The sequence below is a fragment of the Achromobacter sp. genome, assembly GCF_036567245.1.
Taxonomy (GTDB): Bacteria; Pseudomonadota; Gammaproteobacteria; order Burkholderiales; family Burkholderiaceae_B; genus Achromobacter.
In genome coordinates this window covers 1-1,881 of sequence record NZ_DATCUY010000102.1, presented here as the reverse complement: position 1 = coordinate 1,881, position 1,881 = coordinate 1, and the positions used below count along the sequence as shown (strand labels likewise).

Annotated in this window: 2 protein-coding genes; both read right to left on the bottom strand. The window is 62.8% G+C overall.

Annotated features, from left to right (window positions below; genetic code table 11):
- On the bottom strand, positions 1 to 1,094 hold a 1,094-nt coding region (gene sucC / locus VIR09_RS04380; RefSeq protein WP_332011765.1), incomplete at its 3' end, for an ADP-forming succinate--CoA ligase subunit beta.
- A 10-nt stretch (positions 1,095 to 1,104) separates the two neighbouring features.
- The gene (locus VIR09_RS04375) at positions 1,105 to 1,707 is read right to left on the bottom strand and encodes a DUF2889 domain-containing protein (protein ID WP_332011764.1); all 603 of its coding nucleotides are present in this window, start codon (positions 1,705 to 1,707) and stop codon (positions 1,105 to 1,107) included.
- Positions 1,708 to 1,881 lie beyond the last annotated feature (174 nt).

The following is a 1,881-nucleotide window of genomic DNA, read 5'->3' as shown; positions in this document are numbered from 1 at the left end:
CCGGAGTCGGCCAGCATCTTCTTGCCGAGTTCTTCGTTGGTGCCCTTCATGCGGACGACCAGCGGCACGTTCAGGTTGACGGCCTTGCAAGCAGCGATCACGCCTTCGGCGATGACGTCGCAGCGCATGATGCCGCCAAAGATGTTGACCAGAATGGCCTTCACGCTCTTGTTCGCGAGCATGATCTTGAACGCTTCGGTGACCTTCTCGGCCGTAGCGCCGCCGCCGACGTCCAGGAAGTTGGCCGGCTCGCCGCCGAACAACTTGATGGTGTCCATCGTGGCCATGGCCAGGCCGGCGCCGTTCACCAGGCAGCCGATGTTGCCGTCGAGCTGGATGTAGGCCAGGTCGAACTTGCTGGCTTCGATTTCAGCCGGATCTTCTTCGTCCAGGTCGCGGTAGGCGACGATTTCCGGATGGCGGAACAGGGCGTTGGGATCGAAGTTGAACTTGGCGTCCAGGGCGATGATGTTGCCCTTGCTGTCGCGGTTCAGCGGGTTGATTTCGACCAGGGAGGCGTCGGTGTCCATGTAGCACTTGTAGAGCTTCTGGAACACGTCCACGGCTTGGGCGGTGGAATCAGCGGGCAGGCCGATCGCATTGGCGATCTTGGTGGCTTGCTCGGCCGACAGGCCGGTCAGCGGGTCGATGTATTCGGTGATGATCTTCTCGGGAGTGGAGTGGGCCACTTCCTCGATGTCCATGCCGCCTTCGCTGGAGGCGATGAAGGCGACCTTCTGGGTGGCGCGGTCGGTGACCAGCGACACGTAGTATTCCTTCTGGATGTCAGCGCCGTCTTCGATGTACAGGCGACGGACCTTCTGGCCTTCCGGGCCGGTCTGGTGCGTGATCAGCTGCATGCCCAGGATTTCCGAGGCCAGCTTGCGGACGTCGTCCAGCGAGCGCGCCAGCTTCACGCCGCCGCCCTTGCCGCGGCCGCCCGCGTGGATTTGTGCCTTGACGACCCACACCGGTCCACCCAGCTTTTCAGCGGCAGCCACGGCCTCGTCGACGGAAAGAGCGGGAATCCCGCGCGGCACGGGGACGCCAAATTGCTTCAGCAGTTCCTTGCCTTGATACTCGTGGATTTTCATGTGTTACCTGTCAGGACGTATGAGAAAAAGAAGGTGAATCGGAGGACGAATCGGCCGATGCCTCAGCGCTACCCCCGGTGTACCACTTGGGATAGTGCTCAGCCACCACCGGGCCGCCGGTGCTTAACGCGTGGCAACCGTCCAATTGGAATGGACGCCGGTTCGGGTTGTTTTCCTGCCGCCGGCGGTTGGCCATGGTCTGGACCGCCGCGGTGGGAAGCACCTGCGACAGTTCGGTCATGTGGGTACAGCCCTCCACGTGCCCGAACCGCTCCTTGACCTGTCCGCGGAACCCCTTGAGCAGGTTCATGCCGATCAGATCAGTGTAAGCCGGTTCGATGGCCATGCAATGCTCGCCGTAGGGAGCCGCGTCATAGACGGCCTGCGCCGCCACGATCGAGAAATTCTCGTCGATGGTGATGCGCAGATGCATGTGGTGAATGGGTTGTCCGGCTTTGAACATCTCGCCGTCGCGCTTGGGGAAATCGTACGCTTTGACGTCGATCAGCTCGGCTTCCAGGTCCCAGAGTCCGTCTTCGCGCGCATACGACTGCACGCGTATGGAACGCGTATGCAATGGTTGGCGAGGATAGTCCGGCGGTGGCAAGGGCATGCTGGGGGCCTGCGGGGCGAAGATGCCTGCGCATGGTGCGCGGCAACAAAACCTTCAAAGTATAGCGCAGGCAGCCTGCGATCAAGCCCCCTGCCCGGCGCCTGGCGCGCCGCCGCAGAGGGCGGCGGCAGCCCACAAGCCCTGGTGCCGGACCTGGCTGGTGAGGCGGGCGGC